At 54.4% G+C, this 12,477-nt stretch carries 14 protein-coding genes; 11 read left to right on the top strand and 3 right to left on the bottom strand.

Annotation, left to right across the window (positions count from 1 at the left end; all coding sequences use genetic code 11):
- Both VH86_RS25575 and VH86_RS24230 read left to right on the top strand, forming a co-directional pair.
- Positions 1-525, top strand: a 525-nt coding sequence (locus VH86_RS25575) for an RHS repeat-associated core domain-containing protein (protein WP_197080245.1), incomplete at its 5' end; no start/stop codon positions are given.
- 1 nt (position 526) lies between these two features.
- Entirely contained in the window at positions 527-775 is a 249-nt protein-coding gene (locus VH86_RS24230) for a hypothetical protein (RefSeq protein ID WP_045834389.1), read from the top strand.
- A 44-nt stretch (positions 776-819) separates the two neighbouring features.
- Here VH86_RS24230 and VH86_RS25380 read toward each other — a convergent pair whose 3' ends face one another.
- Positions 820-1,143 carry a SymE family type I addiction module toxin gene (locus VH86_RS25380; RefSeq protein WP_045834388.1) on the bottom strand — a complete coding sequence of 108 codons (324 nt, stop codon included), beginning with the start codon at positions 1,141-1,143 and terminating at the stop codon, positions 820-822.
- A gap of 76 nt (positions 1,144-1,219) precedes the next feature.
- Positions 1,220-1,552, bottom strand: coding sequence for a helix-turn-helix domain-containing protein (locus VH86_RS24220; RefSeq protein ID WP_045834390.1), 333 nt, complete (start codon positions 1,550-1,552; stop codon positions 1,220-1,222).
- Between the two features lie 135 nt (positions 1,553-1,687).
- Between VH86_RS24220 and VH86_RS24215 the strand changes: the two genes are divergently transcribed.
- The 5 genes from VH86_RS24215 to VH86_RS24200 all read left to right on the top strand — a co-directional run bounded on the left by VH86_RS24215 (position 1,688) and on the right by VH86_RS24200 (position 8,741).
- Positions 1,688-4,465, top strand: a complete 2,778-nt coding sequence (locus tag VH86_RS24215) for a DNA primase (protein WP_045834387.1) — start codon at positions 1,688-1,690, stop codon at positions 4,463-4,465.
- Positions 4,466-4,635: 170 nt separating this feature from the next.
- On the top strand, positions 4,636-5,694 hold the full coding sequence (gene xerC / locus VH86_RS24210; RefSeq protein WP_045834386.1) for a site-specific tyrosine recombinase XerC: 1,059 nt from the start codon (positions 4,636-4,638) through the stop codon (positions 5,692-5,694).
- 790 nt (positions 5,695-6,484) lie between these two features.
- Positions 6,485-6,910: an AHH domain-containing protein gene (locus VH86_RS25375; RefSeq protein WP_072050642.1), complete on the top strand. Its 426-nt coding sequence runs from the start codon at positions 6,485-6,487 to the stop codon at positions 6,908-6,910.
- Positions 6,911-6,914: 4 nt separating this feature from the next.
- Positions 6,915-7,466, top strand: a complete 552-nt coding sequence (locus tag VH86_RS24205) for a hypothetical protein (RefSeq protein WP_045834385.1) — start codon at positions 6,915-6,917, stop codon at positions 7,464-7,466.
- Between the two features lie 912 nt (positions 7,467-8,378).
- Positions 8,379-8,741, top strand: a complete 363-nt coding sequence (locus VH86_RS24200) for a hypothetical protein (protein WP_038646174.1) — start codon at positions 8,379-8,381, stop codon at positions 8,739-8,741.
- A 156-nt stretch (positions 8,742-8,897) separates the two neighbouring features.
- On the opposite strand, the gene VH86_RS26405 is transcribed toward VH86_RS24200, so the two are convergent.
- Positions 8,898-8,990, bottom strand: a complete 93-nt coding sequence (locus tag VH86_RS26405) for a hypothetical protein (RefSeq protein WP_353655839.1) — start codon at positions 8,988-8,990, stop codon at positions 8,898-8,900.
- A 10-nt stretch (positions 8,991-9,000) separates the two neighbouring features.
- Here VH86_RS26405 and VH86_RS26400 point away from each other — a divergent pair, with 10 nt between their 5' ends.
- The 4 genes from VH86_RS26400 to VH86_RS24185 form a co-directional block, all read left to right on the top strand.
- Positions 9,001-9,159 (top strand): hypothetical protein, encoded by a 159-nt coding sequence (locus VH86_RS26400; protein ID WP_369800382.1) that lies wholly within the window; start codon positions 9,001-9,003, stop codon positions 9,157-9,159.
- Between the two features lie 42 nt (positions 9,160-9,201).
- Positions 9,202-11,259, top strand: a complete 2,058-nt coding sequence (locus VH86_RS24195) for an RHS repeat-associated core domain-containing protein (protein WP_369800381.1) — start codon at positions 9,202-9,204, stop codon at positions 11,257-11,259.
- An 11-nt stretch (positions 11,260-11,270) separates the two neighbouring features.
- Entirely contained in the window at positions 11,271-11,885 is a 615-nt protein-coding gene (locus tag VH86_RS24190; RefSeq protein WP_045834384.1) for a DUF6707 family protein, read from the top strand.
- A gap of 145 nt (positions 11,886-12,030) precedes the next feature.
- On the top strand, positions 12,031-12,477 hold a 447-nt coding region (locus VH86_RS24185), incomplete at its 3' end, for a hypothetical protein (protein ID WP_231647396.1).

The raw sequence follows: 12,477 nt of genomic DNA, 5'->3' as shown, positions 1-12,477 counted from the left end.
CAGGGACAGTACCTTGACCGTGAAACGGGTCTGCACTATAACACTTTCCGGTACTATGATCCGTGCGGTGGGCGGTATACGCAGCTGGATCCGATTGGGCTAAACGGCGGGTTAAACTTATACCAGTACGCGCCGAACCCACTTAACTGGATCGACCCGTTGGGGTTGAGTAAATGTGGGAGCTTTACAAAGAATCCTGACGATATCCATTTCATGCAAAGTTCAATTAAGAATCAAACGGGCGAACATACCGTTCTTAATAACGCAGCTGCTCTTAAAAACGGTACGCTTAAGCCCACTGATTTACCGGCAATTAAAATTTGGCAAGACTCAAGCGGAAAATTATGGACTCTGGACCACAGGAGACTGGCTGCATTCAAACTGTCAGGGCTGAAAGAAATACCGGTGCAGTGGGCTACGGAGAAGGAAATTGCTGGCCAAATGTGGAAAATGACCACGAAAACAGATGGAAAAAGTATCATTCTTAAAATGGGTGATGGTATTAAGAGAGTTATAGGTGGCTGAAATGTTAGATGATTTATTACCGGTTAGCAGTAAAGATGGGCTTGTTAAACTTATAGCAGCTCTGGCGAAAGATCTTAAAGACAACCCTGATGAATGGGAAAATAAAGATCTCAGCTCTTATCTTGAAGCTATAGCTTCATGGATAGAGGATATGGATGGGTATTATGAAAATACTAACCAGCCGTTGCCAAAGGATACGAACTGGAAAGTTTTTGCAGATATTTTAATGGCTGCAAAAGTCTACGAATAATAATAGCCGGAAGCGATCTTAACGATCCTTCCGGCTTTTTACCGTCAGCCGCTGACCTGGGCCAGCAACGTCTCGATCTGCTGCCGGGTCTGTCTGGCATCCCGCTTCTGCTGCACATAGCGGGCCACTTCCTCGTGCAGACGGGCCACGCTGCGATCTTCGGGGATCAGCAGCAGACAGCCGTCCAGCACCTGTACGCGAAGGCGCCTCCCCACCTCAAACCCCATCTCAGCCAGCCACTTCCCGGTCATGTTCACCTGCGGCGTGCTCCGGTCTCCCCGATGCGGGCGGTATCCCACAACATACTGTCGTTCTCTTTTTGCCGCTTTATCTGCGGCGGTGCCTGACTTAGAATGCGTTCCAGCCATGATAACTACCTCGCTTAGTTGCTGTGGTGAGCGGTGATAAAGGGTGTCCGCCCTTTATCACCGCGCTAAAACCGGCTCAGCCCAGCACGCGCCTTGCCTGGTGCTTCAGTATCATCGCGTCGAGGATCGACGTGATCGACTTCTGCTCTTCTGCGTCCATCTGCCTGACCGCTTCAAACTTCAGCTTCAGCTCATCCTGCGGCTCCCGCTCGCCTTCCTCAAATATCAGCCAGTCAGCCGTCACGTTGAAGGTCACAGCGATACGCCTGAGAATGTCTAAAGAGGGCTGCGCTTCGCCTGACTCGTAGCGACGAACCTGCGTCAGATGAATGCCTACTTTGTCAGCCATCTGAGGCTGGGTCAGCCCGTGCTGCCTGCGCAGCTGGAGAAAACGGGTGGAAAAGCTCATCCAGAAGGTTCCTTCGTTGTGCATGATGGCTTCCATTATCCCCCCTGTTCTGAACAGACTTGACGAAGTGTCCTATATGGAGCATGTAATAATATCCATGCAGGGCATTGACAAGGTTTTAAAAAGGACAGTTTTATGGCACGCATCGCAGAAACGGAGTTACAGCACCTGAAAGCCGCCGTGGCCCTCGCCGCCGTCGCGCAGTCGCAGGGGCGGCAGCTGATGACGCGCGGCAGGGATCTGGTGACGCTGTGCCCGTTCCACCACGAGAAAACCCCCTCCTGCTGCATCAGCCCGGCGAAAAACCTGTACCACTGCTTCGGCTGCAACGCGGGCGGCTCGGTGCTGGACTGGGTGATGCACACCGAAAAACTCAGCCTGCGCAAGGCGGTAGAGCGGCTGCGCAGCGCGCTGGGCGACAACCCCGCCGTCGCGCCGCTGGTCACGCAGCATGAGCCGGAAATGTTCGCGGAAGACGAGGCGGGACGCCAGCTGCTGCTTGCCCGCGTGGTGGACTTCTACCACCACACGCTGCTGAACGCCCCGGAGGCGGTGGCGTACCTGGAGAAGCGCCGCCTTAACCACCCTGAGCTGGTCGCGCAGTTCCGGCTGGGCTTCGCCAACCGCACGCTGGCCTACCGCCTGCCCGCCAAAAAGGTGCAGTCGGGCGGGAAGATCCGCGCCCGGCTGCAGGGTATCGGCATGCTGCGTGACACCGGACATGAGCACTTCCACGGCTCACTGGTCGTGCCGGTTATCGATCTGAACGGTCAGATCCGCGAAGTGTACGGGCGCAAGATCAACAGCGATCTGCGTAAGGGCACGCCGCTGCACCTGTACCTGCCGGGGCCGCACGGCGGGGTATGGAATGCGCAGGCGCTGATCGGCGCGAAAACGGTGATCCTGTGCGAATCGCTGATCGACGCCATGTCGTTCTGGGTCGCCGGGTGCCGCGCCGTCACCGCCGCGTATGGCGTAAACGGCGTCACCGCTGAGCTGCGGGAGGCGTTCAGACACCACGGCGTGCGGCAGGTGCTGATCGCCTTCGACAACGACAGCGCCGGTAACGAGGCGGCGGTGAAACTGGCTGCTTCCTTAGCCGCCGACGGGATCGCGTCGTTCCGGGTGCTGTTCCCGGCAGACATGGACGCAAACGGCTATCTCTGTCAGGTGGCGGAGCCTGCGCAGGCGTTCGGGATGCTGATCGACGGTGCGGTGGCGATGCAGGATACAGCGGGCGTTCAGGCGATCGAGCCCGCGGTGCCGGATGCCGCGCCGGTGACGGTTCTGCCCTTAGCCGCTGCGGTGGCGGCGCTTCCTGCGGCAGCATCGCCTGCCCCGGGCGTCTGCGTGGAAGCGCGGGCAGACGGGGCGCTGACGATCGCGTTACCCGGCGAGCGCTGGACGATCCGGGGCCTGAGCCGCAGGGCAAACGCGGCGGCGATGAAAGTGAATGCGCAGGTGCTGGACACGCAGAGCGGCGTGGTGTTCGCGGACAGCGTGGACATGATGAGCGCCCGCTCCCGCGGCGGGTATGCGCGGGCGGCTGCGGCAGAGCTGGGGCTGGCCGAGGGCGACCTCAGGCGCTCGCTGGGCAAGGTGCTGCTGGCACTCGAAAGCGGGCAGGCGGCCCCGGAACCGGAGAACGCCGCGCCGGACATGACTGATGACGATCGGGCGGCGGCGCTTGCGCTGCTGCGTTCGCCGGATCTGACTGAGAGGATCGCCTCGGATATGGCGGCGTGCGGCGTGGTGGGTGAATCCACTAACCTCACCGCCGCGTACCTTGCCGCCGTGTCGCGCAAGCTGGAAAAACCCCTGGCGGTGCTCATCCAGTCGTCAAGCGCGGCGGGCAAGTCCAGCTTAATGGACGCGGTGCTGAACCTGATCCCGCCGGAGGAGCGGATGCAGTACTCGGCGATGACCGGGCAGAGCCTGTTCTACCTCGGCGAGACGAACCTGCAACACAAGATCCTCGCCATCGCGGAAGAAGAAGGCGTGCGGCAGGCGGCGTATGCGCTGAAGCTGCTGCAGTCGGACGGTGAGTTAACCATCGCCTCAACGGGCAAGGACGAGGCGACGGGGAACCTGGTGACAAAGCAGTACACCGTCAAAGGCCCGGTGATGCTGATGCTGACCACCACGGCGATCGACGTGGACGAGGAGCTGCTCAACCGCTGCCTGGTGCTGACCGTGAACGAATCGCGGGCGCAGACGGAGGCGATCCACGCGGCGCAGCGGGCCGCGCAGACGCTGGAGGGGCTGCTGGCCTGCAATGAAAAGCACTACATCACGCAGCTGCACCAGAACGCGCAGCGGCTGCTCAGGCCGCTGAACGTGGTAAACCCGTTCGCCCGTCAGCTGACGTTCATGAGCGACAAGACGCGCACCCGGCGCGACCACATGAAATACCTGACGCTGATACAGAGCGTGGCCCTGCTGCACCAGTATCAGCGGGAGGTGAAGCGCGTGACGCATCGCGGGCAGGTGGTGGAGTATACCGAAGTGACGCGGGAGGATATCCGGCTCGCCAACCGTCTCGCGCATGAAATACTCGGCCGCACGCTGGACGAGATGCCGCCGCAGACGCGCAAGCTGCTGCTGCTGATACAAAAGATGGTCGGTGAGGCGGCGGCAGCGCGCAACTGTAAGCCCGGTGTGGTCCGCTTCACGCGCCGCGAAATCCGCGACTTCACGCAGTGGAGCGACAACCAGCTCAAGGTGCACTGCGTGCGGCTGAGTGAGATGGAATACCTGCTCGTGCACGGCGGCAGTCGCGGCCACCTGCTGCAGTACGAGCTGTTATGGGACGGCGGCGGCGACAGCGCGCACCTGTGCGGCCTGATCGAGCCGGACGAACAGCCCGCGTATGACCCGGGCAAGTTGGGGCCTGATGAAAGCAGGTTGCCCTGAAGTTGCCCCGGCGTTGGGGCCAGGTTGGGGTAACGAAAACCCCCGACAGACCGCGCCGTGACTGGCCTGAACGCCCCGCAAGCCGGGGCAGCACGAAAATCACTGTTCCACTGCTTTACCCTTCCTCTGTCGTACCGTACCCGCATCAACGCTCAATCAGGATAACCCTCATGACAAAACCCATACCGCCGGGGCCGGAAGCCCTTTATCTTCGCCGCCAGAACGAGAACGCCACGCAGCGGCAGCAGCTGAGCGCGTGGCTCGCACAGCTTGAAGCACAGGGTTACAGCCCGCGCAGTCTCGAAGGCTACCGCGATCGGGTGCTGCCGTTCGTGGTGTGGTGCGAGGATCGCGGGCTGATGCATGCGCCGCAGATAAGCCTGCCGGTGCTGGAAGGCTGGCAGCGTCACCTGCGCGCGTACCGTAAGGCCGACGGCAACACGCTGGCGGTGAACGGCCAGCTGAGCCGCCTCTGCGCCGTGCGGAGCTTCTACCGCTGGCTGCTGAAGCGGCACGTTATCCTGTACAACCCGGCAGAGCAGCTTGAGCTGCCGAAGGAGGAAAAACGGCTACCGGCGCAGGTGTTCAGCGAGCAGGAGACCCGGACGGTGTTGCAGAGCCTGGACACGGGAACCCCGCTGGGACTGCGCAACCGGGCGCTGCTGGAAATACTCTGGAGCACGGGGATCCGGCGGATGGAGGCGGCCAGCCTGATGCTGTGCGATGTGGACTTCACGCGGGGCGTGGTGAACGTGCGGCAGGGAAAGGGAAAAAAGGATCGGGTGGTCCCGGTAGGCCGGGCGGCGCTGGGGTGGGTGCAGCGCTATCTGCGTGACGTCCGGCCCCGGCTGACGGCGCACAGGGACAGCGGGCACCTGTTCCTGACGAACCGGGGAACGGGCCTGAAACGCGGGACGCTGACGTGGCTGGCCGGACAGGTGATCCGGGAGACGGCGCGGCTGGACAAGCCGGGGGCGTGCCACATCTTCCGGCACTCGATGGCAACGCAGATGCTGGATAACGGCGCGGACACGCGGCATATCCAGGCTATCCTGGGCCACGAGAAGCTGGAGACGACGCAGATCTACACGAAGGTAGCGATAGCGCCGCTGCAGCGCGTGCATGAGAAGACGCATCCGGCGGAGCGGCGGCGAAGAAAGAAAGCCCGGCAGCCGGAAGCCCCGGAGCCGGACGGCGCGGCCGTGTCGCCGGACAGTGCGCAAGGTTAGCGGGCGCAGGCTGTGAGGCCGTGGGTAAGGTGCAGGGCAGACAGCGCGCGTCCCTGCGCACTGACTGCCCCCGGCCATCAGTGCGTGCGGGGGTAAACGGCCCCCGGCCCGGCGGCAGGCGGCGGTGCATGCTGTGCGTCCCGTAGCCGGTCCGGCGTCCGTTCAACATAACGGAAGGGGATTATACGCCGGCGTCCCGTTCAGCAACGTCACCCCATGCTGCCGCAGCGCGCGGTCCGTCAGCGTATAATCGACGTTATGTCTTGCGCCCCCGCAGGTGAGCGCGGGCGAGCCGCCATCCCTGGCGGTTGAGCCACGGTGCGGTGGGTGAACCCCGGCCCGGCGTGGTCATGCAAACCCACCTCTCCTTCACGCGTCAGTGAATCCAGGCGCCGCAGGCGTCGCCAGCGGGCTCTGTGCCGCCCGCGCCCGCAGAACCCGGATACGGCGCACAGCAAGCTGCACGCCGTATCCGGGTTGCCGGTAAAGCGGAGGCTGTTAGTATGATGCGGTGCAGACAGGGCCAGTCACGGCGAGGCGGTAGCGTGCGGGCCAAAAGTGCGCGTCGGGGCATCGGGAAAAACCCGGGTAGAAACCGGCAGAGCTGGTATCATAAAGTCACGTTATATCAGCAGGTTAAGTCGCCTGAAAAGTATGGCCGCACCGGAATCGCCCCGATGACCCGATAGGGTTGATGGGTGGGTTGAATGTCACAGCCTATGTGATGAACCCTCTAACGTGGATAGATCCCTTAGGGTTAGAAGGATGTTCTACACGACTTGGAAGAAATATGATGGAGTCTATGGGCCTCCCGCGCTCTACAACTTGGAAAGGTTATCAGGCGCACCATATTATTCCGAAAGAATTAGCCAATCATCCAGCCTTGAAGAAGATTAACTACTATATTGATGATGCTTCTAATGGTATTTTTCTCCGGAAAGCGGATGATGCAACAAGTGCTATGTCAAGACATCAAGGAAATCATCATGGATATACTGATGCTGTTAAAGACGCTCTCGACAGAATTAACATTAACCAATCTTCTAGCAATATTTCTAAACAGGTTAGTGCCATTCAGGAAACTGCTCGTCGCGGGATGCAAGATGGAGTGCCAATAAGATCAAAAGAAATGTATAACTCTGACATTTTTGGTCGAGATATTGAACAGGTTGGTAGGCAGAGAGTATATAATTTGTGGTCAGACATTTTTGGGTGATTAAATGAATATTCAATCTGATGATTATATGGAACCAGTAGTTTTTATTAATGATGCACTTTTTCTATCGGGGACAAGTGAACCCCTTTTAAATTATGATGTTGTTTTGGATCCAAAAAAAGCTAAGGAATTGCTTTTTGATCAAAACTTGAGTGAACCATACCTGAATTGGAGTGATTTTTTCTCCGCGTTGATCTCTGATTTAATTCTTGATAAAGATTACAAAAACTCTCAAAAAGAAATAATTGATAACGCAAAAAAATTAAAGGGGGATGTTCTCAAGGATAATATTCGTAAGAGAAAGGCATTTTTACTGAGAAAGAAAAATGGATTAATAGACAATGGAGAATATGATTTATTTGTTAATGAAGTAACTGATGAAGCTATTAATATGCTTAACTGGGTGGCAACACAAAGATATTTGAAGGGATATCTAGAGGGATCAATGCTAGAAGAGGTTTTTTTAATTTTCAAAAAAGGCTGCATGCCGTGTGGAATTAATAGGGATGGAAGAACACTTTCAGTCTTCAACCCTAATGTGCTGAAAAAATATTAAAAAGTTATTTTTATCTGTGTTAATATTTTATAGGCGACAGGTTATACTCCAGGTGAGGTTAATACAGCAGTAAAGTATAGTATAAAAACCCGTCTGGAGTATGATGTTGTTGGTGGGGGGAATATTTCAAGAATTACAGCAATAACAAATCAGCTGGAACCATGAATATATCCAGATTAGCAATATAACGTCTGCTGAAAATTAATTGGTTTATAAATATTGGAAAGAAAACTGTTTTGCAGAATGTAAGGCAGTTAACAAATGATTCAGATTTTATTACTGAAATAACTAATATTGATTGGGAAAATACTACTCTTGAAGCCAGTAATGAGATAACTGGCCACTTGGCGAAAAAACATACCAAGGATTACCAGGAATGGAATGTCATTGTTCGAGAAGCAAAAAAATAATTGATAATGAGCTTCTTCCATTGTTGAGAGATAAAGGTGTAAGTGAGGATATTATAATAGATAATCTTAAATGGGATTTTTTTAATTTTTTGATGTAAGATACCTATAAAAAACCTTTAAAAGGTGACATTTTTTTGATTCCATTATTAAAGTATATGAATTAGGGTATATACCCTGTGGCTGGGATGGTAAATGGCCAGCAGGAAAATTAGTAATTTACTAACGTTATCATAAATGAGATGTATAATAATCAAAACGCCGAAAACGATCTCTGTGATCCTTCCGGATTTTCGTTTCAGCAGCCCATCGCGCCAGCGCGACCCGCATCTTCTGAAGAACCTGTCAGGCTCTAACAAGAGATGCTTGATTATAAATTTCCTGGTAACCAGCTAAGAAATTACTTTTCTATGCATATAACTACTTTGATGGAATCAAATTAAGTAACTAAAAAATCCATTGTTTGAGATTTGAAATTTCATTACGCACAAGTTAAGGTGTCTCAATGGATAAAAATAAAGTTTTAGAAGAGTTAAGATTTATAGAGATTAATTTAAATATAGCATTTCCAAGTGCTTATAAGCGGTTTTTATCTGAAGAAGTACAAGATGCAGATGTTTATGAGATAAAAGATAAACAAGATAATTCTGTTTTTATTTTTAATTTTATGAGTGTCGCTGAGAGAAATGAAATCTATACTGTCCAAGATGTAGAACCTGACTATTTTTTGATTGGTCAAGACGGTGGTCTAGGGTATTTTATCAACTTAAAGAATAAGAGTGATAAAATTTATAGCTTAGATCTTGGAGCACTTGGCAGTCTGGATATGGATGAAGAAGCAAAAGATCTATACGAATTACGAGCATAGTCATGGTTAGACAATGTTTACAAAAATCCAGAAGAGATCTGAATGATCTTTCCGTCTTTTATCGTCAGCCGCTGACCTGCGCTAGCAAGGTCTCGATCTGTTGTCGGGTCTGTCTGGCGTCCCGCTTCTGCTGCACATAGCGGGCCACTTCCTCATTCACACAGGCCAGGCTGAAATCTTCGGGTAGCCGTCCATCACCCGCACGCGAATGCGCATACCCATACTCACCTCAAACCCCGTCTGAGTCAGCCACTTCCCGGTGATGCTCAGCTGCGGTCAACGCCCTGTGGGCGATAGCCGCCGCTACGACGTCTGCGGAAAACTGCTCAGCACCACCCATGCGCAGGGTAACACGTGGAGCGCCGCGGGACGCCTGCAAACCTATGTGCGCGCCGACGGGCGGGAAACGCTGTTTTAATACAACAAAGCCGGGTTGCTGTGTGGCCAGAACATCGACGGCATGCTGGAGCGCCGGGTCACGCTCAATGCGCGCGGGCAGGTCATCCAGGCTATCGATCCCGCCGGACAGGTGACGCGCTATGACTTCAGCCGGGCCGGGCGGCTGGTGACGCTCACCAACGGCAACCGGCAGCAGTGGCATTTTGACTACACTCCGGCCGGGCTGCTGACGCAGCAGCAGGATTACGCCGGACGTAAAACCGAATACCACTACAACGGCGTGCAACAGGTGGAGAGCGTGATCAGCCACCCGGTGCCAAACAGCCCGCTGGCACCGCGGGTGGTGAATTACGAATACGATGTGCTGGGCAGGATAGCGGCGCGCGAAACGGCACAGCATCGCAGCGAATATCACTACCACGCGCTGAACACCGAGATCCATCGTTTCCCCTACGCCGCATGGAGGCAGGCGATGATCAGCGAGTGTGAACCGGCGGATGCGGAAGTGATCGTGTTTCAGCGTGACGCACTGGGCAACCTGGTCAGCGAGCAGAACCACTCTGGCGCTTATCACCATCAGTATGATGCGCTGGGCAACCTGAGCGCGTCGGTCTACCCTGACGGGCGCGAAATGCAGTTCCTGCGCTATGGCACCGGCCATCTGCTGGAGATGCAGCTGACGCTGGGCGGGCGCACGTATGCACTGGCGGGCTACCGCCGTGATCGTCTGCATCGCGAAACGCACCGTACCCAGGGTGAGCTGGAGCTGGAGACGGAGTACGACATTGCCGGGCGCATCACCCGGCGACGCAGCGTTGATAATCTGCGGCAGCGTCTGGTGTCTGAACGTCGCTACCAGTGGGACCGTGCCGATCAGATCATCCGGCAGATCGTGACGGATGGCGCACCTGCCAGCCCGGCGGAAAAATACAGCCAGTCGCTGTGGGGCTACGATGCGGCGGGCAGAATGACGCGCAGCATTCAGCCGGGTGGCGAAGAGCGTTTCTGGTATGACGCGGCGGATAACCGCACCGGTGAGGATCTGCATCCGGTGTGGGATAACCTGCTGAAACGTCTGGCGGGTATCCGCTGGGAGTACGACGGTTTTGGTCGTATGACGGAGCGCCATGACACCCAGCGTGGCATTGTGCAGCGCTTTAATTACGACGAAGAGCACCGCATATGCGAGGTGCTGATTGAAGGGGATGCCGAATACAGCCGCGCGCAGTATCAATACGATGCGCTGGGGCGTCGCACCGGCAAACAGGTGTGGCGGCGCCATGCGGCGCGGCCGGAATGCACGCACTACGCGTGGTCCGGCATGCAGATGGTGGGTGAGCACAGCGACAGCCGACCTGACTCCGCCGTGCAGTATGTGTATGCGGAAAACAGCTACGAGCCGGTTGCGCGGGTCGACAGCAGCCAGCAGCACGCGGAGGTTTACTGGTATCACACGGAGATCAATGGTCTGCCGGACAGGGTGACGGACAGGCAGGGTGACAGCGTGTGGCAGGGGGCGTTTAGCGCCTGGGGCCGCACCACGCGGGAAAGCAGTGGGGTTGACTGGAAAGTGCCGCAGAACCTGCGCTTTCAGGGACAGTACCTTGACCGGGAAACGGGTCTGCACTATAACACTTTCCGGTACTATGATCCGTGCGGGGGGCGATATACGCAGCTGGATCCGATAGGGTTAGCGGGTGGATTAAATAATTATACTTACGTGACAGACCCTATAGGTTGGGTAGATCCTTTGGGTTGGAAAGGATGTAGTGTCCGCGAGGGAGATGGCGTTACTCACGATATCGTGCTGGTACTTACTCACAAAGAATACAAGCAAACATTCGGTCATATTAAAGATGTTATTTTCATTGATAATCGCGATATATTCACTATAGATAGAGCATCTGCCAGTATAAACAGAACTGAATCGCTTAAAGGAATCCCTACCTTAAAAGGATATGATCGAGATGAGTTCCCAATGGCGATGTTCAAAGAGGGGGGGAAAGGTGCAAGTGTGCGGTACATTGATCCAAGTGATAACCGAGGTGCAGGCTCTTCAATAGCAAATGCCTTAAAACCGTTCCCTGATGGTACTAAATTAAAAATTGTTGTTGAATAAGAAGGTTTGGAATGAAATTTGAGAATATTATTACAGAGTTATCTGAGAAAACCTCTTCTTTAAAATCGAAGATTGAGAGTATTCCAGCAAAAAATTTAAAAACTGGAAAAATGGTACTTGAGTCATTATCAAAACTTGCATTTATTCAATATGTAAATGATGATTTTGATGATGCTGAAATCATATCTGAAAAACTATCTTCTATTGGGTTTGATAATGATTATGATTATTGGACTTGGATCGAGTTTTCGATTTCTCTGAGAGCACAGTTGGCATTGTTGAAGCAAGATGATGAAAAATTTACCGATTCTATTTTGAAAATAAAGAGTGTTTTAGATTCCGGCGAAGGTATGCCCAAAAAAATAAGAAATAATGTTCATAATCGCTTTATGGCAGGGGAAGGAGTGGAATTAGCTGAGTCAGTTGCTAGCGGAGAAAACAAAGATTTAGCCATCTCCTTTGACTCAAGACTAGTCTATTTAATGAAGTTGATTAAAATTAAAGTATTAGGTGGTTCACCTGAGTATTCTATTGATAAGGTTGAGAGGGATATTGAAGATAACTTATCTTCTATGCGGGGAGTTTTAGATAAATTGTCAATTAGTAAAGTAAAGCCTTTTTCTTGATTTTCACTACCTCATTCACACGGGCCAGGCTGAAATCTTAGGGTAGCCGTCCATTACCTGCACGCGAATGCGCATACCCATACTCACCTCAAACACCGTCTGAGTCATCCACTTCCCGGTGATGCTCAGTTGCGGTCAACGCCCTGTGGACGATAGCCGCCGCTACGACGCCTGCGGGAAACTGCTCAGCACCACCGATGCACTGGGCAACACCGACCACTACCGCTGGAGCGCCGCGGGACGCCTGCAAACTTATGTGCGCGCCGACGGGCGGGAAACGTTGTTTAAGTACAATAAAGCCGGGGTGCTGTGCGGTCAAAATATTGATGGCATGCTGGAGCGCCGGGTCACGCTCAATGCACGCGGTCAGGTCACCGAGGCGATTGATCCGGCCGGACAGGTGACGCGCTATGACTTCAGCCGCGCCGGGCGGCTGGTGTCGCTCACCAACGGCAACCGGCAGCAGTGGCATTTTGAGTACACGCCAGCCGGGCTGCTGACGCAGCAGCAGGACTACGCCGGACGTCAAACCGAATACCAGTACAACGGCATGCAGCAGGTGGAGAGCGTGGTCCGTCACCCGGTGCAGGAC

The organism is Pantoea sp. BL1 (assembly GCF_000963985.1).
Taxonomy (GTDB): Bacteria; Pseudomonadota; Gammaproteobacteria; order Enterobacterales; family Enterobacteriaceae; genus Pantoea; species Pantoea rwandensis_B.
Note: the sequence above shows the minus strand (reverse complement) of the source record. Positions and strands in the feature narration are given on the sequence as shown.